This window comes from Candidatus Thorarchaeota archaeon, from assembly GCA_021498125.1.
Classification (GTDB): domain Archaea; phylum Asgardarchaeota; class Thorarchaeia; order Thorarchaeales; family Thorarchaeaceae; genus B65-G9.
The window spans coordinates 403,447-424,492 of sequence record JAIZWL010000001.1 but is presented as its reverse complement, the minus strand read 5'-3'; the positions used below and the strand labels follow the sequence as shown (position 1 = coordinate 424,492).

Here is a 21,046-nt window from a genome sequence, read left to right as displayed (position 1 = left end):
ACTATTTCAAGTGCTATGAGAATAGCATTTTAATGGGAAGAACTGGAATAAAAGGCCAACCTAAAGATAGCGGAAAACGTTTTTAGTACCTTTCTTTCATTCTCAGATATAACAGGTGGTTCTTGATGTCGAATGGTCCTAGATGGATGCAATGCCCCGTCTGTAAAGAAACTATAAGCTGGGAGATACCAAAGGATGCATTGAAAGATGTAGAGAGATTCCCAGCAGCGATTGTAATCAAGCATCACGACCACTATTTGGTTTGTTACGTCGATAGCCATAACCAGCTAGCAGACACGGAGATCGCATCCGTTTTCATTGAGGCGGGGTCGAAATAATCAAACTACATTTTTGGTCGAAGGTCATTATCAAGAGCCCATTCAAGCACCCTTGCAGCCTCTACGCTAGACATGTTCCAAGTCTTTAGTTTTGTGACGAGTTCAGCAATTCCTGTCACCCAATCGACAAGGACCTTACGAATTCTATGCCGAATACTTGAATCAGCCACTTCGTTCTGTAGCGGAAGAAGCTTGTCAACAAGACTCTGTGACAGAATGAGAATGGTCTCAAGACGCGCAAGCCATTCTTCACGGGGCAGGCCATTTAGGGTCTGGGCCACTGCGAGATGATAGTCATATTGGGTGGTATAATATCGTAGGCGCCAACTGAGGATCTCAATAAGCAGAACACGATATGCATTACTAGGGGCGGTCTTCATAAGGAGAGAGATGAACTTCCCAAACATCTCATCAGCAGATTGACTGGCATCGTAGTAGAGTGCCATAGCCTGCTGAAATTCTTGCGAGTAGAGGGACTTGTCAGCCTCATCCGTTGCGTTCTTGAATCGTTCAAGTATTGCCTTTGTGGAGTTTCGTTCGGCCATCTCTGTGACAACTCCCACTTGAATTGACCAATCAGGTCAAAGTGTTGATCGTAACTTCAAGTACAGCGTTCTGCTCTCGTAACCAGTTCACAAACTCATCAATCCTATCTCCATACACATCCTCAAAGAAGCCTTCCCAGAAACAAGCATCATCAATTGGACAGAAACCTGTAGAATGGACCATGCTCATACCGAGGGCTTTCAACTTTTGAAGTACACTTCGCGCAGCATCTGAGAAGTCGCTACTGGAGAAGGATGCATGGATCTGAATGACACGAGGCCCTTTAAGGGGGATCACACGAATGAATTTGCTGGCCGTGCCTATGAGGAGAACTTTGTTTTCGGCGCCGATCCCCAAGACCTGTTCAAGACCCTTGAGGTGGATAGCGCCGTCTTTGATTGTTGAAACCTTGGCTGTTGTAAGGGATTTCAATCTTTACCACCCGTAAAGTTCGTCGAGGATGCAAACACCATTAGGGGTCACAGTATAGGCCCCATCATGACCTAAAATCAATCCGAGAGTTCTAAGGAGCTCTAGCTTAATAGTTATGCAGGTCATACTGAAGGAGGTAAACTGTTTGATCTCATCAATGTCGGCACAACCTTGATCTATCAGAGCTAGTATTTGAAGGCCTATACTACCCACTAGATACTTGATTGTCGTGAGTTCGAACTGTTGTTGTTGTGGGGGGTCAATATGCTTTTTCATCACAATGTAGACCAGTATTTTATGAACTAAAAGCTGTCTACGACGTATGGGACACATAATCAATCTATAGAGGCGGAGGATTCCTTGTCTTGTAGGTGTCGGTGGCATTGGTCCAGTCAATGAACTCCGCTGAGGGGGGCATCTCGCGATAGAGACTCTTTCGGCTCGCTTCCAGATAAGAGGGATCCACTCCACCCATCGTTGCCATGGTCATGAGCTGATGATCCGCTTCAATTGCTGCTTGTTCGATTGGCGATAACCATTCATGCCATGATAATGAGCGGAGAAGATGATGATCAACAACGACTATAGGTATGGACGTGACCAGGCGTCGGAGATTACGGGCTGCATTCCCCATATGCTCTCGAAGCCTATCAAGATAGGTCGGGGGGCCACCAACAATAACAAGATCGGGTTTGAGGGAGAGAATATAATCGGTTGTGGATGTGCTTATCGGCCCCTGAACATCGGGGGCAAAGATGAATCGAAACCCCTGATATGTGACGGTTGTGATGAGCACGAACCCTAACCGCGTCCCCTCTGGGCCATGTGGCACTGGTGACGAATAGACTACCTGGGTGTCATCAAAATCGAACGATCGGCCGTCAGCATAGATGATCTCCTTAGCGACTCCACGAAGGTCTTTTTCAAAATAATAACCTCTCCGCCTCTGAGAGGCATTAATGTGATCACGATAGTCCTTTGCAAGAATTTGCTTGTCGGCAAACATTGCTCTCAGGTCTTCAAGTGAACCGAACGTGTATCGAAAGTCCGTAAACCGGGGTCGTACATGATCATAGTGATAGTGTGATATCGAGAGGATATCAGCAGCTTTGGCCTCAACATGGATTCGATCAAGGGTCTCACGCAATCTTCGATATTCTAAGGGATGAGGCTCCAGACGATATCTACGAGCCAGTGCAGCAGAGGGATCAAAGAGAATTCGAACATTAGGTGTAGAGAGTCGTACACAGAGAGATCTCACACCCATACTCTCTGCGCCAATTGGAGTGATAATGATGTCGCCGATCTTCAACAGGATGTCACCCGGTAATAGTTAAGGTCGTAAACTCCATGTCTATGTACCAGCTCGGCCTCATAAAGTCCACATTTAGCAGGCTGAAGAAAACTATCAAACATGTACCAATCCGAGGGGAGAAAGTGACTCCGTTTTTGACGTATTTCATCAAGTTCAAAGAGCGCGAGATGACCCTCCCTATGTTCTGACCGGAACTCGTCAATTCTTGCGTGCCCGACAAATATCATGAAATGGCGCAGCAGAGAACCGGTCTCATCGATCAGTCGCTCTGAAACAACTCCTCGATACGAGTAATCACGAACCTCAGATGCTCCGGTCTCCTCTTTTACCTCACGTATGGCTGCTGAGGCAATATGTTCACCGGCACCGATCTTTCCTCCAACTAGACTCCAGAGGTTCTCGTATGGTGGATTGTGGCGCTGTAGGAACAGATACTTCCCACGACACTCTAGAATTGTGATTGCAATAGGTAGTATATCTGGCACTCTATCAGACCTCGTACATTGGCCTAGACAACAAGTATGAAGGAGGTATGTGACTTAAATCATCTTAAAGACCAGTATTCATAGCGCGAGATGTGATTGCGGAGTACGACCAAAGAATGAGAGACTTAGATGAAAAAATCCGAACCGCCATTCTTCAAAAGATCAGCCCCACAGAAGAGGAGATAGCGAAGCAACAGAGAGTCATAGAGATATTGCGACAGGCACTCATCAAAGAGGCTGAAAAGACCGGGAGAGATTACAGGTTCATTGAAGCACAGGGATCTACGGGACCAAAGCAGACTCAGCTACGTGGGGCCTCGGATATTGATCTCTTTGTAGGTCTAAGTCCGGATCGTGCCAGTCAGCCAAAGACTGTGAGCGCTGAACGTAATCGGGAATTGTCAGCCTTTTTTGACGACATAGTGGACTCGTGGTTTCGACCCGCTGCAGAGGGTATTGGCGCTAAGGAGGTCATGAAGGCATATTCGCAGCACCCTTATCTCTCCCTCGTAATGAACGGGCTGGATGTCGATATAATCGGCTGCTTTGATTTATCCAAGGAGTATCTTGCAGAACAGGGCCCAATCACAGCGGTTGACCGAACAGTTCACCATACTAAATATGTTGCCAGCCGTCTGACCGACAGACTTCGTGATGACATTCGAATCCTGAAATCATTTGTGCGGGCAAGCCATGCATATGGAGATGCTTGCGCCGTAGGCCAGATGGGCGTCACAGGGTATGCCATTGAATTATTGGTCCTATCTGAGAACGGGATTGACAGAGCAATTGATAGATTACTCCAACTGAAGACCATGCCTGTAGACCCACTCCATCGGTCCGAAGAGGAACTGCGGAAGATCCCGGGGTTTCGTGATGACTATGTTATCATTGTCGATCCGACAGATACACAAAGAAATGTGGCTTCAAGCTTTTCACCTCGCGCGGTTCAGTGGATCGTGAAGAGGCTCTCACACCTGAGGGAGCTTGATAGAGAAGAGAACAGTGACGAGATCATTGATCTCTTTCTCGAGAGCCCGATTCCAACTTCCAAGCTACCTGACTGGTTACAACCGCACTGCATCAGTAGGAGCTTTCGAGTGGATGGGACTGCACACTACACACTATATCGAGACAAACTGTATCGACTGGTCAGGCGTATAGCATCCACTTTGCGACAGGAAACTACTGGAGAAACAAGATTTGGAGATGTCTTGTGGGAGATTTATTTTGAGGGCGAGATCTTCTCGGTGGGGTTCATAGTTGAATATCCATCAATCAATGAGTCCTTCCTGCGACGAGGGCCGCCCACCAGATTGGAACAGGCTGCTGAGAAATTCAAGAACAGCCATCCCGACTTGATCGAGCAAGATGGTCACCTATGGGCAGTCATCACCCGGCGATGGACTAATGCAAGAGAACTGATTGATCATCTTGTGAAGAACATCGAGGCAGAGGGGTTCGAGAGATCATCCGACCCAGGTCCGGTTCCTGCAAGAGTACTCAACACGCTCTACCGCTACATCATGCGTATCGAACAGGATTTCCCTCTCTCCAAGAGGCAAGAGTATAAGGAAGCCCTACGAACTCTTGATTGGTGAGTCCTTTGCCGTGGTCTGATATTGCGCTTGTGACACATCCCGGGTCATCCGAACATGTAATGCCTTTTCCAAAGCCGCACTTGGAGTCTTTTGAAACCCCTCTTAGAGTGCAACTGGCAAGACGACTCCTTAAGGAGCATGGTATACTGAAGCTCGTACAAAAAGAGAATGCACGCTTGGCAGCAATCAGTGACGTACGCCGTGTCCATTCTGAATACCTCATTGATCTGACACAGATAATGTCTGATCTTGGAAGTGGTGAGATCGGCGATGCTGCATATGCAAGCCCGGTCGTATATCGATCCGCACTTCTTGCAGCAGGAGGCGCGATACGAGCCGCAGAGCTAGTCGTCACGAAGAAAACAAGACACGCATTCTCATTAATGAGGCCTCCGGGACACCATGCATCAACATCCACAGCAATGGGCCTATGTTATTTTAACAACCTTGCCATTGCAATCCGGCGATTGCAGAAAAAGCACGAGATAACCAAGGTCTCGATTATTGATTTTGATGACCACTTTGGGAATGGCACCGCGGAGATCTTCTACAGTGACCCGAATGTACAGTACATCTCGATCCATGAGTATGATTATGAGAACTACGGAATGGGGCACTATGCCGAAACTGGTGCTTCAGAGGGGGCCGGAACAAACACCAACATTCCACTGGTGGACAATGCCTCTGACAACACGTATCGCCAAGTCATCGATAGAATCATTGTACCAGCAGTGACAGCATTTCAACCAGAGATCATTGCAGTGTCCGCGGGATTCGATGCGCACTATGCAGATCCAGTGGGCAATATGAATATCGATAGTTCCACCTTCTGGTACTTTGGGGATCGTATCCGCAGACTCGTGGAAGACCTTGGGGCAAGAGGCTCGTTTTGGGTTCTCGAAGGTGGATACAATCTGTTTGTGCTGGGATTGTCAATAGAGGCAAGTCTGAGGGGTCTTGCGGGAGAAGAGATGCCCAGACTTGAGGATCAGATTCCACGTGAGCCGATGAAAGCAATAGAGAACGCTAATGAACAGGTCATAGACCAAGTCCTTGATATCATGGATCAATATTGGTCTAAGTGGTAACAGCTCATCTAGCCACAAGGTTTTAAGGACAGAGGAGAAGGCGCCAGTAAGACACAGTTCTGGTGGACAAAATTGGGTAAAAAACGAAAATCAGGCGGCCGAGCCAAGGGCGGTTCAGGTCGATCCGGAATGGTTCAATGTTCCAAGTGTGGAAGAATGGTACCTGCTGATAAAGCAAAGAAGTACACTCGACGAGTATCAACAGTTGATCCACAACTCGCTCGTGAACTTCGTGCGCAGGGCAGCTATATTCATACGCGTAGGGTCACAGAATACTATTGTATTTCTTGCGCGGTTCACACAGGCAAGGTGCAGATAAGAAGCGCTGCCGATAGGAGAACCAAGCCTCGCCGCTAATTCCAACTTCACGATGTCAGACCAGAAAAAGGTACTGAAGAGCATTCGAACCTCACCTTAGAGGACACGCCAAATGGCACCTACCAGACTGCTACAGTTCATTCAGTTGCTACCAAAAGTTCCGGCGGATGGTGATTTCTTACTCAAGGACCTCCCGGGATCAGGAGGACGAGTCGATCTTCTATGTAGAGATCTCGCGGCATGCTTTGACTGGGGGCCTGAGAGCTGGCCAAAGGACGGTCTGGAACTGCTGGCTGTGATAGCAAACAAGATTGTGCTGATTTTTAGAGATCCAAAAGAGAAACTGCCAGTGGGTGAGCGAGCTTGGGCGGAGGTCATTCAACAATCATTGAGAGGAAACCCTCCATCATACATCACTATTGAAGAGTCCTCAATTGAACAGATTGTGGGAGAGATAATTGATCGCCCGGATTCGAAGATATGGGTCTTGGACGAGGGCGGTGACCCATTATCCGAGAAAAGGCTGTGGGAGTGTCATACTCAGAACAGTTTTATGCTCGGAGACCATGTGGGCTTTGATTCGCGTGCGCAGATGGCCATTAGAAAATTTGATGTACCACGAGTATCCCTCGGAGCGACAAGTTATCTAAGCAGCCACTGCATTGTAAACGTGATCTCAGCATCCGAAAGGGAGTCATAACAAATGCCTGATGAGGCACCGAGCGTGGAAAAGGACAAACCAAAGGCCATTGGGAGACTTGTTGACAAGCTAACAAAGGAGATGCTGTGGATCTATATTCTCAGGCTTCTTCAAGAGCGACCACATTATGGCTATGAACTGAAAGAGCTTGTCAGCAAGAGGTTTGGATTTGCACCAGCCACCGTCAGTGGATATGCGATCATCTATCGACTGATCAAAGATGGCCTGATAGAAGAGCAACACGAGGATGGGTCGCCACGAAAATACTATGGGATCACTGACCGAGGGAGAAGGGCTATGCACGAGGCAAAAATGTTTCTCGTGACCACGATGGAAAAGGTCTTCGACCTCACTGAATAGACGAGCGACTAAGAGCTCGACTATTTGTATGATACCCCTTCGAGGATCGCATCTTTCCGTGCTTTCACAGTCCGGAAATCGATCGGAGCATACCTGTCAGCTTGCTCGATAAAGATACTGGCCACGCTTGAGGCGAGAGCTGTACTATCAGTGATTCGTTCTTCGTGGATAACACCATATGTCAGTCCTGCAACAAATGCGGCACCCGTCCAACATCGCCAAGCATTTTCAATAGGGTATGCAGGTACACTGATGAAGTCGGTCCCATCATAGAGGATGCTCCCGTTACTGCCATCGGTCACTATGCTTGTGGTCGCGCCCCATTCGACGAGCAACTCCGCTGCAATGTGAGGATCGGACGCCCCAACTAGTGCGTCACCTTCTTTGATGTTTATTGAGACTATATCAACAGACTTGAGAAATCGAACAAGATCGCCACGCTCTGGCGAGAGAGGAATCGCTTCATCTTGCCGAAGTCTGAAGAGGCCGGGATCCCAAAGGATTGTACCTGTGCTTGAGGATGCGATCCATTCGGCTAATTCGGGATCGATCTCATCTCCGAATGGTGCGAGAACAATGGCCTTGGCCGTCAGGAATTCCTCTGGAAAATTACGAATCGATATTCGTTCATCAGAGACCGCTATTCTGACAGAAACACCATCTGGGGTAGGAACGCTGACTTCTCTGTAAGCTTGGCTATCAACAAAATAGTGCTCCGGTATAGTATAACGGTCAAGATCTGCGATAAGATGCTCACGCCACATAGGGGGGACATTTCCAGCAAGGACCATATCAAGGACGCCAAGACGCGCTGCAATAGAGGCTGCTACCACACTTGGCCCAAGGACTATTTCTCCGGGAAGATGGCCCTCTTTAATGAGGGATACGGGATTACCAATGACCAGTAGATCATACATCGTGCGTATCTTCCTGTTGTGTACCAAGTATGATTTTGCGGGCGTAGGCAAGTCGTTGAGCAACGGTGATATGAGAGAGTATTGCGACTATGACCACAAGCAGGGTGAGTATGTTTGTGATCTGAAGACCAACAAAAAACTGCCAGACCATCGGAGGCAAGAATGCAAGCATGTCAGCCCATAGATTGGTAGGCCATAATGCAAGGAGAAGGATTCCTGTAAACTGAAGGATCAGTTTCTCCTGTCGTTCAGCAACTCCCACGGTACAGCTCTCCATACCTCCAACAGACTCAGCCTTTGCACGAGTAAAGCTAGCCATGAGCATACCAAACAAGGCAACGAAGCCCCAGAACCATGGAATGAAAGTGTCACCAGCAGTATAGGGCCACCATGGAATAGCGACAGCACCTACAGGTCCTGCCATGAGACCCAACATGAAAAAGAACTCTGCATATCTGTCGAGTGTGTGATCAAGAGTGGCCCCAAACTTTGAGCCGAGATTTGCAGCTCGTGCAACAGCCCCATCAAACATGTCCAGGACAACTGTGAAGACCATTACGGCAAAGCCAACGAGAAGATCGCCGATGTAAAAGAAGTAAGCACTGATGATTGCTACAATAAGCGTGAGCACTGTAATCGCATTTGGCGTAATCCCGGTTCGCGCAAGAGCGCGGCCTATAGGCATCATGACTTTTTGATATTTTTCCCGTAGGCGACCAAGCATAATTATCACATGTCCTGACCTCAGGGGCCGCCTCCGTCGGTCAAGGTGGCTCTAATAAAGGTAGTGAGAGGCCATTGAAGGCCCCTCATGTCTATTCCAACACGCTTGCGATTCGTTTTCGGACCCAGTCCAACCCAAGAAGGTTAAGAAATGGGCCAAGCCGAGGACCGGATTTGCGTGAGATGAGAATTCGATAGAGAACAATAAAGGCACGCTTATCTTTTAGGCCCACGCCCTTAGCGGTCTCGAAGACAATTGTCTGAATCTCCTCGTCGCTCAGTTCGGTTTGTTCAAGTCGCTCAAGCAGACCTTTGAGGAAGTCCTTATCCTTGTCAGTGAGCGTCTGACGAATCTCTGGCGGAACTGTTGGTGGGATAGAAACACGATCACGTGCAGTTCCATATTCTTGCACCCAGTTACGGGCCATTCGAAGGCGACGCTCGATATGATACATGGACTCCTCCGAGACCTCGGACAGAGAGAACTGCTTCTTGAGAGCCGCTACACAGTTTGCAATGACAACATCATGTCCAAGAATCTCATCAAGCTGTGACATGACGACTGCATATTTGAACGGCAATTTAGGAACGTACTCGTCATTAACGGGCTTTGGCTCACACAATGGATACAACAGCTTGGCCAGTTTTTTGGACTCCTCGTTCACATCTTCGAGATCGTAGTATATCCGTTCAAAACGGTCATACTGGTCTACAAAGTCGGGAATCCGATCCGGCTGTATATTGATGGTACGTGAGATGTCGGTCTTGAGCATCAGGAACCTGTACAGTTCTGGCGGCGCAATATCTAACCAGACCTTAGGACTGAACACAATACCTTCAGAGGTGGCCATGTCTCTGCCGCCGATTTGAACCCATTCATATGGGACTTTAACCGGCCCTTCCCATCCGAAGACTCTCCGTGAGACCTCAAGACCAGTATCGTATGAACCACCCTTGACGGCATGATCTTTCCCTGCGGGCTCGCACGTCACATTGAAGATGTGCCATTTGACAGGCCAATCAATACGCCAAGTCAGCTTGATTCGAAGCTCACTCAAAGGACGCTTGTCCTCAAGACCACAGTAGTGACACTTGAATGAGACCTCATCCGTATCAGGGTCATAGGATAGGATTCTATTAGGTTGGATAGATCCCTTTTTCCCTGCTTGCAGACGACCACACTTGGGGCATATTACCGAACCCGGATACCATTGCTTCATTGACTCGACATACTCTGCACGTTGCTCGGGACTAAAGTCGCGTGCGACAAACTCGATCATGATCTCTCGAATGACCTCTGTGTTCCGCAGGCATAATCGGATCTCTTCCACCATCTCGGGCATCTTGTAGATCTCAGAGGTCCAGACTATCTCAGGGTCAAGGCCATATTCGGGGAGCGCACGGATGAGTTCGTTTCCCCAGTGGGCCCCAAAACTCGAACAGCACCCAAACTCATCTGGCACATCGGAATAGGGGACTCCCGCCCAATCATCAAGCGAGAGTGAGATGCCAGGGGGAAAAGACCGTACGGGGTCATAGTCATCAATGATGAACATTGTACGTGCCTTCTTACCCATATCGAGAAGTTTCCGCTTAATGACATCCGAGATGATCAGTTCCCGTAGGAAACCAATGTGTATGCTTCCACTCGGACTCTTACCAGCTGAGAGCAGGTATTCATCAACATCGCGTTCAAGGACTCGGTCCAAGACATCTTGGATCCAGTGTATGGAAATCTCCTCTTCTTGGGGTATTTCAGGCATCTTTACACCTCAAACCTCGAACACAGCCAATATCTTAAGAGGATTACCTTCAGACTTGAAACTCTGAGACTCGGAATTCCATTTTACTGGAAAAGAGGAGATACACAGGGAGGGCTGCAAGGACTGTTACGATTACCAGTGCACCGATCATCAGACCAAATGATACTGGCAGATACAATAGCCCGGGTATTGCTGCTTCTGGAACCAGTGCATACAGACTGAGAAGAATCGCTACAAATATTCCGGGAATGCCAGCAGTGAACCCAGTACTGAGACCCTCAGCAATTATGGTCTTCGCAAGGAAGGAAGGTTTAGCACCTATGGAACGCATGATGACATAGTCGCGGAACCTACTGAACACAGACACCAAGAGATAATTCATCAATGCAACAAACGCACTGAGAAGCGCCATGACAGAGAGAGGCTGGAGCAGATACCAGATCGCGTTGAGGGTTGCAATATTCGAGTCAAGAAGATACTGCTGGGCAAAGACCTGCAGACCATAATTCTGAGCAACCTGTGCGATCTGTGCGATCGTATCATTGGTATAGTAGTCCAGCTGAACAAGGACAAGATTTGGCAGAGATACCTTCCAGAGCGATTTCATGGTCTCAAGGTCCATTAGAGCAACAAGCCCATCATTCGCAATATCAAAAGCAATCCCACGAATATCAAGAGATGCCCCCTGTAATTGAAGAGTCTGCACCAAAGGATCATCATAGGCTGTTGTTGCAAGCATTCCGCCAATCCATGCCTGATTTGTCGCATTAATTGGATCGCCTTCAAAGTACCAGTCCGAGAGCGTATGCGTCCAGTCAATTCCCATGACCAGAGCACTTGCATCACGGTCCTGACCGATCCGTTCCCACTGCTCAAGAGTTGGATTCCATACTATGGCGGGCCCCTCATGAATAGTGGTCTCTTCGATAAGGCGTTCTTCAATATGGCTTATGGCGGGTATTGCCTGAAGGTCGTCAAGAAGATCAGAGGGGATGAGGTTGCTTGCATTAACAAGTGTCTGGTTAGCAAGATGGCCGTTCCCTAAGGTGTATGCAGCCTCATAACTGTTCAAGACTTGAGAGGACCCTATGGCCACAATATTAGTACCCATAGAACGGCTGATGTATGAACTTGTTGTGGTCTGAACGACCCCTCCTCCAATCCAGAGTACAGATGCAAGCGTGATACTCAGAAATAGAGAGAGAAGAGTTCGGCGAGACCCTTTAATCCTGCGTCCAGTCGCCTTTGTAGCAATCTTAAAGGAGAGTCCAAATGAGTCAAGATAGCCAACCTTGCGCACGCGAGTCCCCAAGACGGGATTCAATGTAGTGAGCGGCAACTCATGAACAGCATCATAGATTGGTTTTTGGGCTGCAAAATATCCGACAAAGAGGTAGAGGAATGCCAGAAATGCAACAGGAAGGATGGGAAATACTCCAGCAAATTGAAGATTGGGTATTACAGTGGAGAGCCAGAGCATTCCGGCAAAATAGAGAAGGGTGCCGATACTCGTGCCCAAGACGACACTTGCTAGTAAGAGAATGACCGCTTGTGCCATAAAATGATCATAGACAGTATCGATCATGGTTCCGATGGCCTTCATGAGTCCAATGTCCTTACGACGGCTTACCATCTCAAGAGAGATCATGCTGGAGAAGATAACTACTCCGAGGACCATGACCAGTAACAGGATAGCCCCAATAAAGGTTTCAAAGAAAATACTGAGAGAATGCATGAAGTTTGCTGAAGTGATATAGAACGTCACATCAAGAAGCGTATTGGCGAATAGAAACAAGAACATGGTAAAGGCAACAACAATGGTCATGCCTGTGATCATAATAGCGGTCTTGAAGGGGCGACGCTTCAAGTCGGTAGATGCATAGTCCTGTCGCTCATTCAACCTCACTCAGCACTCCATCAACCATATGAAAACGCCGTACACCATCGAGTTGAATGATCTTATCATCGTGCGTCATTACAATCACGGTCTTTCCCCGACCATTCAGTTCCACAAGATACTTTCTGACAATATCTGCACTTGTGTCGTCAAGATTCGCAGTAGGCTCATCAGCCAAGATCAGTGGAGGATCGTTTGCCATGGCTCGGGCAATCGCAACGCGCTGCTGTTCCCCCGAACTCAACTGCCATGGCAGATGATGTTGCCTATCAGCAAGACTGACCTGTGTTAAGAGATTCAAAGCCTGAGCCTCAATGTCCTTTATCGGCTTGTCCGAAAGTTGCATGGGGAACATTATGTTCTCAAGCGCGGTCAGAGTCGAGATGAGATTGTAGCTCTGAAAGATAAAGCCAGTATATGTCAGACGAAATGTTGCCCTAAATGACTCATCGTAATCATTGATCGGAACATCCATTAAGATTACACGACCAGAGGTAGTATAATCGAGAGCCCCTATCACATTAAGGAGTGTGGTCTTTCCGGCCCCACTGGGACCATCTACGACAACAAACTCGCCAGGAGCAACATCCAGAGAAACTCCATTAAGTGCCTTTACGGTTTGATCCCTAATGGTAAACTCCCGATGGACATCAACAAGACGAACCGCATATGTGACTTCTTCTGATTCATCAACATCATCTTCGGTCAACAGACCAATATCGTAATCCGAGTCATTGACTATATCATCAGGCATGGCAACATTCAACCTTGACCAGGGCCATTCATCACACGGATGAAAACATCTTCGGGTTTCTAAAAAGACTGCTGAAATTAGCAAGATAAGCTTACAGTTACAGTCACTATTGTACTATTGACATCCTAAGATACACCAAGCTCACCTAATGCGGACAGAGCATAGTCGGTGAGAGTAAGAGGTCGTTCGCGTCCAAAGACCGGGATGATCTTTAAAAATCCCGAGTCAATAAGAGCCGTTGCATAGTATGAGATCAGACTCTTGTCAATCGAGAGCATTCGACTCAGGTGCGCCTGTGTGACCCGGCCATTTGCTTTGCACTCATCAATAATTGCATGAATGGTTGGATTCCTGAGAAGAGCAGCAAGCTGCATCACCTGCGGATTCGAAGAGAAATCCGCCATGAAAAAGTGCTTACTATTACCGTTGCGAATGGAAACTACTACACCCGCCTGTTCGAGATTCTTTAGATGATACTGAAGGGCACCCATTGCACAACCAACATTGCGTAAGAGTTCCCGTAGATGAATACCGGGATTCTCCGAGATTTCGTTGACGATACGACACCGAAGTGAAGTCTGCTTTTCAGACCGTTTCTCTACAGCAACCGTCCCCAAGACAAGAGGAATTCCTGATAGAGCCATGGAATGGAATCCAGTAGTACCCCCTTGTACAACAGCCATAGTTCCGATGCCTAGGCTCATGCCAAAGGTTTCTACAGGATTAGAGAGGGAGCCCGAGAAAGAAAGATCCTGAATGATCAATGCATTGTGACCTAATTGGTCCTCGATTGTCAGTACTGCTAGTAACCCGGTCATGGCCAATACAAGAGATACTAGCACGACTGCTCGACGCATTGACATCACCATTATCTTCAGTTGAGCTTAATTAAGGGCTCTGTTGGAGGAATGTCTGTACTATCAGTTTCCACCGCCTTTGGCAGGATAACTGAGTTTCAATTGAAAACGGCATACATCAGCACCAGTGGACATACATTCCTGCTCAACGACTTCAAGGGTTGCGTATTCGATTCTATTGAAATCTGTAAGATACTCGAGAATGGCCTCGATGAAACCCTTGAGAAAATAGCATGATGGCTCTTCGCTCTGTACTCCGGCTGCATAGGGGTTATCGTGAATCTCGAGAATTGCCTCTTCATCTAGCCAGAGCTTGTAAAGCTTCTCGATTTTTACATCACCAAAGGGTATGATCAGTGTTGAGAGAGCAGTCTTGATGAACTCAACAATACCCTTGAAATCACCAGGAGGTTTCTGCTTACCAATCTTAAAGTACTCCTTCTGGGCCTCAAGACCCGCAAGTCTACCTGCACTGTAATAGAGATCCCTCACACGATCCGGGAACATAACAGCAATCCTATTTCCAATCTTTGACCATGTCTTGGCGAAAAATGCACGCATGAGTTCGCGCTCTTTAAGTTTCCCTTGCCACCAAGGGATTATCTCTGGCTCTTTTGTCACGAACGGTTTCCTCCAGTATATGCAATCTGTAAATGCAATCTGCAAGGCGCGTTAAGTGCTTTGCTGTGGTCTATTATTTATGACAGACGAACATTCCATGAACAAGCTGCGCCGCCTGTTGCTTTACAGGTCTCCTCAAAGACTTTGGCCTCGACGCCCTTGTACTCCAGAATTGCCTGAAGTATACCACTGAAGACCTCACAATACCCAAAACCGCGCATTCCTTCAAGATTCACATCCTGACACCATACACACGATGTGTCTGTCACACGAACAGAACCTCTGGCAGATTCCATGTCAATCTCAGAGGGCTTGCGATCAAAAAGGGTCTTGTATACAGTCTCGATAAGCTTGGCCACATCCTCGCGGGTCATGATCGTGTCTTTAGTCTTATCTACTATCTCAGTGGTGAGATAGATTTGCTCAGCCATACTTCTACCAAGATCCCTGAGACGCTCATTAGCCTCTTCGATATTATTGGTTTCTGCAAGGATCTTGTCAACTAGTTGACCATAGATACTCAATAATAGTGGATTCTCTATCCTTGCCATGTCATTGACCTCTCAGTAGGGAATATACAAATCAGATCTTTTTCCCGACCATTTTCATTCCGTATCTGCGATATTTTGCAAGCACTTGAATGACTCTCGGAACGGGAACCTTCACCGTTTCTGCTATATCTTCGGTGGTCCGGGTCCCATCACATAGTTCAACAATCGAACGATGCTCAGAATCGACTTTAGACATATCACCCTCGTACTTGGGACATTTAACGAACCGTCCACCTATGCCAGTCTTAGCCTCACCTTCAAGGGTGTCGGCCAAAGGAAGCTCAAGTATTCGCTTCGATGCTGCCCACTTGAGAAGATCAATAACACGCTCAGTGGGTTGAAACATCGACTCGGCAATTGCACTGACCGTCAGTTTACCATCCACAAGCATCAGAACGTCAAACCCAAAATTGCGATAGGCACGTTTCATCTCAGAGTACAGATCAGAGTCCAGTGAGAGAGCTGTTGAGAAAGCCTCGCCCTTCTTTGGCACGGTTGACAGAGTAACAAGAAAATCGGATGGTGTCAACTCACGAACTGGCTCAGGCTCGGGAACAGGTGCAGTCTCGGTCACGGGTGTTGCTTCAGTGGAGGCGGCCTGCATTCCAATCTCTTCTAGGACTTCAAGATTTGACTCAGAGGCCTCTTCAAACTCCTCGGGAGGAGGCGGTAGTTCAACACCTTCCAACATACGCAAGACGTTCTTAGTTTTTGCAATTGCAAGACCAAGCTGAAGTTCAGGGACATACAACACTGTCAAGATCCAGTTCTCATCGACTGGCGCTAGTACGACTAGACCCATATCTGTGTCAATGGTCATTAACCGCAGATCGCTCTTGTACAAGCCAATGCTCTCTTTAACACGAGGGAATAGGTCATCCGGAAATGAAAAGCTCACAAAAGGCCTACCCTGTTTTGTCATTAGAGAGTAACCTATGACTTGATCATCAAATCTTAGTTTTGATAGTGCTCGTTCTAGGTCGCCACTAGCCATGTTAAATCACCTTACAGTCCCAGAGATATGCTTGGTCTATCATCTACAATTATATGAAACTCAAAGTGTTCTGAAAAGCGTTGTGGTGATATTGTACAGACCATCATATACAACTTTTGATAAGAGAATACTAGCCTCTGCAATAGCATCCGCCTAAACAGACCATACGAACCAATAGGAAATCATAAAGAGCATTGCTAATGCTGCACGAGATAGAAACAACATCATCACTAGGACAAGTGCGACTGATGAAGAATATCACGGGTGCCATTGTGGCCATTATTTTGACGACCATTACGATGCATATGATGGTTCATTTGAGCCTCACACAATATTCTAGTTTACCCGTGTTGATCGCATTTCTGCTTTCGGCGAGTTCCACGCTGATTCAGATCGGGCCGGTTTCCGAGATGATCACATCAGTAGTAGTATACCTTCCAATATGGCTCATTGCAGGACTGGCTCTTGGACCGCTCTCAGAGCCGGGGTGGAATACTGTACGTTCCAGTATCTGGTTAGGCACGATACTGGCAATCGTTGCCACCAGTTCGATATTATTCACCACTCCATCATTCTGGAATCAACCTGATAGAAACCTTCAGTTGCTATTTATCTTCACGACCAGCCTCCTTTTGGCTCAGAGCTCCCTACTCACAGCAATACCAGTTGCAATCGTATTGAAACAGGCACGCACACATGCCGATCCCCCGATTCCAGAAAAGATTGAAACTATATGCAGTTGTGGTGCAGTGTATAGATCAAGACCGCTGATCTGTTCGGCGTGCGGCAAGCCACTAGGCGACCTGTCAGAGATCACGCCTATCGATCACGCATAATGGCCCCGCCGATAAGACCACCTATTGCTGCTGCAATTCCGGGATAGAGTGCACCCTCTAAGACAAACTGAAGGATAAGCATAGATTCTCCGCCAAATAACGCCATAAAATCAACAGTCCCAATGAAGAACACAAGAAGCCAGATGAGAAAGGCGCCAATCACAACGGACAACACAGCAGCAAGAATACCAGGGACAATATCTCGTGCAAGAAGCCCAGCAATAAGCCCACCAACACCCCAGGCCAGAAACATGAGGATGGTGGATCCCTGCGCACCAAAACCTAGTTGCATTCCAAGGAACGGAGGATAGAGGACAGTTCCGACTATAGCGAGCTTGAACTCCAGATCCGGACGGTTGATAAAATCTGCAACGATTGCGGGATTTATGAGGTCCTCATGAATAGAGCCTCCAAACATCAAGATAAGAAAAGTAAAGACAAAAGCAATTAGCAGACCGACGAACGTTCCAAGGACCTGTCCCATGTTGTTACCTCCAATATGCAAAGTTCACATTCGTGTTGTATTAGTACCATTTATACATATGTACCAAATCCGTATTTGAGTTTGGCCTTTCTCCAATGGCAATGCAACAAAGTTGATAATGTGGAGCGAAAATCATTCTTTTAGACGGATGGTCCAAGTGCAGGCCGAATCCCCTAATGCCTTACATGATTCTTGATACGCCTCGGCATTAAAGCCTCTGAGATCCATGACAGCTTGAAAGACGCCGCTAATAAGATTGCAATATTGCAGACCGGGCATATCAGTAATCTCCACGCCCTCGCAGAGAACACAGTGCTCATCTGTGAAGCGTACAACAGTACCATCCTCACTGATGTCAATACGAGTGAACGGCTGACCCGAATTGACTTTGTAGGCCAGTTGCAACGTTGATGAGAACTCAGCGAAGGTTCCAGCATGCTTGCCTATCTTATCCGCATATTCCATGAGGAGATCTTCGCCGACCTTGAAGCCTATGGCCTTCATCTTTTCGTTGATCTCATCCACAGTATCACTCGTCTGAATCAATATGTTCATCAGTTCGCGATACGTTGCCTGAAACAGTGGTTTCGCAACTTTTTCTATTTTTAAAGCCCATGCGAGCTTTCCTTTGACACCCAAGAGTTGTGCCTCCTATTTTTTCAATATTTTATCGGTCTTAACAAATTTGAGAGACTTCCCTTTGTAGGGGAGTGTCGCCTGAAGTGCCTCAAAGTACTTGATCCCAAGAATATCAGCAACCTCGTTAAGCGTGCGTGTGCCATCACATAGTTCGAGGACAGGTCGGTGCTGTTTCTTCACCTTGTCAAGGTCACCATCGAATAGCGGGACCTCGATTATCTTACGTGCCCCAGTCGCCTGTTCCTCGGGGCATTCAACATCCACTATGCGTCGAGATACACACCACCGAACTACGTTGATGATGTCATCCACCGGACGATCTAATGCATCAGATATCTTGTAGACCGTACGTTGTTCGTCAACCATGAGAAGGATGTCCATACCAACCATTGCATATTTTCGTAGTTCTTGATTCAGTTGCGAGTCCATGGTCATGGCACTGGTAAATCGTGGCCCCCGTAAGACAACACAACCATGTTGAACACGAATTGTTTCAAGGGGAATAGTTTCATCAGGGATACTCGGTGGAGTAGGTTCTACTGCAACCTCATCTGCTGGCACCTCAGACGGAGGTTCTTTTGCCTCCGACGGGGATGGCTGAGGGGGTGGAGGGAGATCCACCTGCATCAAAAGACGAATGACATCACTTGTTTTCTGAAGCGCAATTCCAAGAGAAGACTCTGCAAATAACACTGCAAGAATCCAATCAGGATTTATGCGCCCAAGAACAACAACGCCATGCTCGCTCATGACATTCATCATCTTTAACGAGGTGGAGTGAATTTTGAGTACACCTTTGATCTGAGGAATGACCGAATCGGGAATCGAAAAGGAGAGGAAGAGCTGACCATCGTTGGTGATTAATGTATAACCTACGACAGATTCATCGAACTTCAATTTGCTAAGAGCACGATCGATATCCATCTAAGGGGACCTCTCCCATGATTGCCTAATATTTTCCAATACGCAATCGACCTTAAGTAAGTTATTACAGACGATTTACACGAGGAGATGACCGAAGAAACTTCTCGATATCCTGTGGAGAGGGATGTAGAGCTTGGGGGTTTGTCACATAGAGCGCTCCCACCGCATTTGCCAAGATAAGTCGATCCTCGGACGTGACACCTAATAGTAGTCCAAAAACATCTCCAGCATTCCACGCATCACCGGCACCACAAGTGACTACAGGAGTGACCACAAAAGTGGGGACAACCACCTTGTCAGTTGCTTGTATGCTTGCAGCAAACAGAGGCGTATGGAGATCGACCTGAACACTAGTTGACTCCGCGATCACTTGCGCCGAGTCTAACCAGTCCCCTGGTCGGGTACTATAGACAATCTCACCAGTACGACCCTCCACAACATGAGCGATGCGTTGCGCCTCATTTTCATTGACACTAAGGACATCGACTAATTCCTTACGGAGCACAGTACCAACCAGTGAGTTTAGGATCTGAGGCCTACTCGACGGATCGCCAATGTCAAGAAATGTGAGCGCCTCAGAGTTTTGTCGCACCAACGAAAATACATCATGGGCAGTCTTAGCCGGGTCATTATTATGATTTAGACAGAGGAGAGCCACAAGACCTGATTGCCGAATTGCCTCAACATCATCCTCGCTAAGGTCATCAACGGTAAAGTCTGCAACAGACCCACTATCACTGATCATTAGATTGACTCTGCGCCCCTGATACTCGGTCTCAATGGATACAGTTGAGGAGAGGTCTCCAGTAGTATGAACATGAGAGAGGTCTAGAGCTGGATCAACAAGTGTCTGTAAGAGCAAGCGACCTTGCACACTGGTCTTAACGACCAATACTGGATGGGCACCCAACCTCAAGAGTGCAGAGGCGGTATTTACAGAGTTTCCACCCCTCTTGATCATATGACGTGTACCAATCAGATTGCCCCCACCCTGATGGGCGAGTTGCTCAAGCCCTCTGATGAGGTCATCGAACGTACCACCAATAACAAAATGATCCACAAAAAAATCAGGCATGATAACGGGTCGTGGAAGATTGGGAGGGTCTCGGAGGATGGCAAGTAGGTCATGCCAGTCCACGAGAAGGCCTCCCAGAACAACACACAGAAATGCCGGAGATTATGCTGCGGTAGATGTTCCAGGACCACTACCACCAGAGTGGAGATCTTGGAGAATCTTGACATTCTCTGGGTGTACACTCTTCCTGCGAACATCAACGGGATATCCGGCCCGTCGTGCATCTCGTACTGTGAGTCCTGCCTTTTCGAGCTCACCCTTACTGTAACCCCGGCCGGGTCGCCACTTGGCATTCTCAGGCGACTTGACCATAGGAATGTCTACTACGTCAACCATAGATATCACCGGGTTAAAGAATGACTGTATTTTTCTTATTAGATTTTCGAGAGAGCCAAAGTCAATTACGTGTTGCCACCAATGATGAGATTCATAAGTGAATAGAATAGCAACCAATTCAGTGAAGCAAGATGAAAGCTGAAAAGGTCAAGGCTGAGTTTTCCAATCTTGAAACACATATGGGATCATTTAGAGGATCAAGCTTCAAAATGAAGTGCGATGTGACCTATGAAGACTCGTTACTCGTCCTTACAGATGGGAAGAAGATCGTAAGACTTCATGCTAGAAATATTGGAAACGCTGCACTCGAGAAAAAGGCGTTCCGGGTTTCAGCCATGAATTTTGAGATTCAAGAGGGAGAAGAAGAGCCAAGCGTGGTCAGTGGGTCGATCAGAATAGAGGTCGGAAAAGACGCAGAAGACTGGTATCGTACTGTGTGGGGATAGATCACTACGTCACACGTTAGATATTGACAAAAGAGCAGACTTAAAA

At 47.4% G+C, this 21,046-nt stretch carries 27 protein-coding genes; 8 read left to right on the top strand and 19 right to left on the bottom strand.

Features of this window, described 5'->3' with window-relative positions; genetic code table 11:
- Positions 1-125: 125 nt before the first annotated feature.
- The gene (locus tag K9W43_02315; protein ID MCF2136049.1) at positions 126-338 is read left to right on the top strand and encodes a hypothetical protein; all 213 of its coding nucleotides are present in this window, start codon (positions 126-128) and stop codon (positions 336-338) included.
- A gap of 5 nt (positions 339-343) precedes the next feature.
- Here K9W43_02315 and K9W43_02310 read toward each other — a convergent pair whose 3' ends face one another.
- The 5 genes from K9W43_02310 to K9W43_02290 form a co-directional block, all read right to left on the bottom strand.
- Positions 344-883: a hypothetical protein gene (locus K9W43_02310; protein MCF2136048.1), complete on the bottom strand. Its 540-nt coding sequence runs from the start codon at positions 881-883 to the stop codon at positions 344-346.
- Positions 884-914: 31 nt separating this feature from the next.
- On the bottom strand, positions 915-1,316 hold the full coding sequence (locus K9W43_02305) for a hypothetical protein (protein MCF2136047.1): 402 nt from the start codon (positions 1,314-1,316) through the stop codon (positions 915-917).
- Between the two features lie 3 nt (positions 1,317-1,319).
- A complete protein-coding gene (locus tag K9W43_02300; GenBank protein ID MCF2136046.1) occupies positions 1,320-1,595 on the bottom strand; it encodes a hypothetical protein in 276 nt (91 codons plus the stop codon).
- A 61-nt stretch (positions 1,596-1,656) separates the two neighbouring features.
- Complete coding sequence (locus K9W43_02295) at positions 1,657-2,628, bottom strand: hypothetical protein (GenBank protein MCF2136045.1); 972 nt, start codon at positions 2,626-2,628, stop codon at positions 1,657-1,659.
- Positions 2,625-3,116 carry an NUDIX domain-containing protein gene (locus K9W43_02290; protein ID MCF2136044.1) on the bottom strand — a complete coding sequence of 164 codons (492 nt, stop codon included), beginning with the start codon at positions 3,114-3,116 and terminating at the stop codon, positions 2,625-2,627. Before K9W43_02290 ends, K9W43_02295 begins: the two co-directional genes overlap by 4 nt.
- Positions 3,117-3,232: 116 nt before the next feature.
- On the opposite strand from K9W43_02290, the gene K9W43_02285 reads away from it, so the two are divergent.
- The 5 genes from K9W43_02285 to K9W43_02265 all read left to right on the top strand — a co-directional run bounded on the left by K9W43_02285 (position 3,233) and on the right by K9W43_02265 (position 7,183).
- A complete protein-coding gene (locus K9W43_02285; protein MCF2136043.1) occupies positions 3,233-4,717 on the top strand; it encodes a hypothetical protein in 1,485 nt (494 codons plus the stop codon).
- A gap of 5 nt (positions 4,718-4,722) precedes the next feature.
- Complete coding sequence (locus K9W43_02280) at positions 4,723-5,805, top strand: histone deacetylase family protein (GenBank protein ID MCF2136042.1); 1,083 nt, start codon at positions 4,723-4,725, stop codon at positions 5,803-5,805.
- A gap of 72 nt (positions 5,806-5,877) precedes the next feature.
- The gene (locus tag K9W43_02275; protein ID MCF2136041.1) at positions 5,878-6,162 is read left to right on the top strand and encodes a 30S ribosomal protein S26e; all 285 of its coding nucleotides are present in this window, start codon (positions 5,878-5,880) and stop codon (positions 6,160-6,162) included.
- A 73-nt stretch (positions 6,163-6,235) separates the two neighbouring features.
- Positions 6,236-6,823, top strand: coding sequence for a hypothetical protein (locus K9W43_02270; GenBank protein MCF2136040.1), 588 nt, complete (start codon positions 6,236-6,238; stop codon positions 6,821-6,823).
- Positions 6,824-6,826: 3 nt separating this feature from the next.
- Positions 6,827-7,183: a PadR family transcriptional regulator gene (locus K9W43_02265; protein MCF2136039.1), complete on the top strand. Its 357-nt coding sequence runs from the start codon at positions 6,827-6,829 to the stop codon at positions 7,181-7,183.
- 20 nt (positions 7,184-7,203) lie between these two features.
- Here the strand turns inward: K9W43_02265 and K9W43_02260 are convergent, their stop codons facing one another.
- The 9 genes from K9W43_02260 to K9W43_02220 all read right to left on the bottom strand — a co-directional run bounded on the left by K9W43_02260 (position 7,204) and on the right by K9W43_02220 (position 16,260).
- Positions 7,204-8,100 (bottom strand): PfkB family carbohydrate kinase, encoded by an 897-nt coding sequence (locus K9W43_02260; GenBank protein MCF2136038.1) that lies wholly within the window; start codon positions 8,098-8,100, stop codon positions 7,204-7,206.
- The gene (locus K9W43_02255; protein ID MCF2136037.1) at positions 8,093-8,788 is read right to left on the bottom strand and encodes a CDP-alcohol phosphatidyltransferase family protein; all 696 of its coding nucleotides are present in this window, start codon (positions 8,786-8,788) and stop codon (positions 8,093-8,095) included. Before K9W43_02255 ends, K9W43_02260 begins: the two co-directional genes overlap by 8 nt.
- Before the next feature lie 127 nt (positions 8,789-8,915).
- The gene (lysS, locus tag K9W43_02250; protein ID MCF2136036.1) at positions 8,916-10,586 is read right to left on the bottom strand and encodes a lysine--tRNA ligase; all 1,671 of its coding nucleotides are present in this window, start codon (positions 10,584-10,586) and stop codon (positions 8,916-8,918) included.
- Positions 10,587-10,635: 49 nt separating this feature from the next.
- Complete coding sequence (locus K9W43_02245) at positions 10,636-12,486, bottom strand: ABC transporter permease (GenBank protein ID MCF2136035.1); 1,851 nt, start codon at positions 12,484-12,486, stop codon at positions 10,636-10,638.
- Positions 12,479-13,237 (bottom strand): ABC transporter ATP-binding protein, encoded by a 759-nt coding sequence (locus tag K9W43_02240; protein MCF2136034.1) that lies wholly within the window; start codon positions 13,235-13,237, stop codon positions 12,479-12,481. Before K9W43_02240 ends, K9W43_02245 begins: the two co-directional genes overlap by 8 nt.
- Positions 13,238-13,362: 125 nt before the next feature.
- Positions 13,363-14,100, bottom strand: coding sequence for a winged helix-turn-helix transcriptional regulator (locus tag K9W43_02235; GenBank protein MCF2136033.1), 738 nt, complete (start codon positions 14,098-14,100; stop codon positions 13,363-13,365).
- Positions 14,101-14,157: 57 nt separating this feature from the next.
- Positions 14,158-14,715 carry a 4-vinyl reductase gene (locus K9W43_02230; GenBank protein ID MCF2136032.1) on the bottom strand — a complete coding sequence of 186 codons (558 nt, stop codon included), beginning with the start codon at positions 14,713-14,715 and terminating at the stop codon, positions 14,158-14,160.
- A 77-nt stretch (positions 14,716-14,792) separates the two neighbouring features.
- Positions 14,793-15,266 (bottom strand): hypothetical protein, encoded by a 474-nt coding sequence (locus tag K9W43_02225; GenBank protein MCF2136031.1) that lies wholly within the window; start codon positions 15,264-15,266, stop codon positions 14,793-14,795.
- Positions 15,267-15,297: 31 nt separating this feature from the next.
- Positions 15,298-16,260 carry a hypothetical protein gene (locus tag K9W43_02220; protein MCF2136030.1) on the bottom strand — a complete coding sequence of 321 codons (963 nt, stop codon included), beginning with the start codon at positions 16,258-16,260 and terminating at the stop codon, positions 15,298-15,300.
- Positions 16,261-16,460: 200 nt separating this feature from the next.
- On the opposite strand from K9W43_02220, the gene K9W43_02215 reads away from it, so the two are divergent.
- Positions 16,461-17,096 (top strand): hypothetical protein, encoded by a 636-nt coding sequence (locus K9W43_02215; protein ID MCF2136029.1) that lies wholly within the window; start codon positions 16,461-16,463, stop codon positions 17,094-17,096.
- On the opposite strand, the gene K9W43_02210 is transcribed toward K9W43_02215, so the two are convergent.
- The 5 genes from K9W43_02210 to K9W43_02190 form a co-directional block, all read right to left on the bottom strand.
- Positions 17,080-17,580, bottom strand: coding sequence for a hypothetical protein (locus K9W43_02210; protein ID MCF2136028.1), 501 nt, complete (start codon positions 17,578-17,580; stop codon positions 17,080-17,082). The genes K9W43_02215 and K9W43_02210 overlap by 17 nt on opposite strands.
- Before the next feature lie 132 nt (positions 17,581-17,712).
- Positions 17,713-18,219, bottom strand: a complete 507-nt coding sequence (locus K9W43_02205; protein MCF2136027.1) for a hypothetical protein — start codon at positions 18,217-18,219, stop codon at positions 17,713-17,715.
- A gap of 12 nt (positions 18,220-18,231) precedes the next feature.
- Positions 18,232-19,143, bottom strand: a complete 912-nt coding sequence (locus K9W43_02200; protein ID MCF2136026.1) for a hypothetical protein — start codon at positions 19,141-19,143, stop codon at positions 18,232-18,234.
- A 64-nt stretch (positions 19,144-19,207) separates the two neighbouring features.
- Positions 19,208-20,281 carry a carbohydrate kinase family protein gene (locus tag K9W43_02195; protein ID MCF2136025.1) on the bottom strand — a complete coding sequence of 358 codons (1,074 nt, stop codon included), beginning with the start codon at positions 20,279-20,281 and terminating at the stop codon, positions 19,208-19,210.
- A gap of 39 nt (positions 20,282-20,320) precedes the next feature.
- Positions 20,321-20,563: a ribosomal protein L13e gene (locus K9W43_02190; GenBank protein MCF2136024.1), complete on the bottom strand. Its 243-nt coding sequence runs from the start codon at positions 20,561-20,563 to the stop codon at positions 20,321-20,323.
- A 122-nt stretch (positions 20,564-20,685) separates the two neighbouring features.
- On the opposite strand from K9W43_02190, the gene K9W43_02185 reads away from it, so the two are divergent.
- A complete protein-coding gene (locus tag K9W43_02185) occupies positions 20,686-21,000 on the top strand; it encodes a hypothetical protein (protein MCF2136023.1) in 315 nt (104 codons plus the stop codon).
- Positions 21,001-21,046 lie beyond the last annotated feature (46 nt).